Annotated in this window: 1 protein-coding gene; it reads left to right on the top strand. The window is 66.5% G+C overall.

The genetic code is table 11. The features are described from left to right. On the top strand, positions 1–483 hold a 483-nt coding region (locus tag RAD04_RS38470), incomplete at both ends, for a chemotaxis protein CheA (protein WP_461627940.1).

Genomic DNA, 483 nt, shown 5'->3' with positions numbered 1-483 from the left:
ATGGTGCGCAACTCCGCCGATCATGGCCTGGAGACCCCCGCCGAGCGCGTTGCGTCCGGCAAGGGCGAGCAGGGCACCATCCGCCTGTCCGCCTATCACGAGGGCGGCCACATCATCATCTGCATCGCCGACAACGGCCGCGGCCTCAACACCGAGAAGATCAAGGCCAAGGCGATCTCCTCTGGGTTGGTCACCGAGGCCGAGCTCGAGAAGATGAGCGAAGCCCAGATCCACAAGTTCATCTTCGCGCCGGGCTTCTCGACCGCGGCCGCCATCACCTCGGTCTCCGGCCGCGGCGTCGGCATGGACGTGGTGCGCACCAATATCGACCAGATCGGCGGCACCATCGACATCAAGAGCGTCGCCGGCGAGGGCTCCTCGGTCACCATCAAGATCCCGCTGACGCTGGCGATCGTCTCGGCCCTGATCGTCGAAGCCGCCGGCGACCGCTTTGCGATCCCGCAGCTCTCGGTGGTCGAGCTG

The organism is Bradyrhizobium sp. 25ACV, from assembly GCF_054863005.1.
Note: the sequence above shows the minus strand (reverse complement) of the source record. Positions and strands in the feature narration are given on the sequence as shown.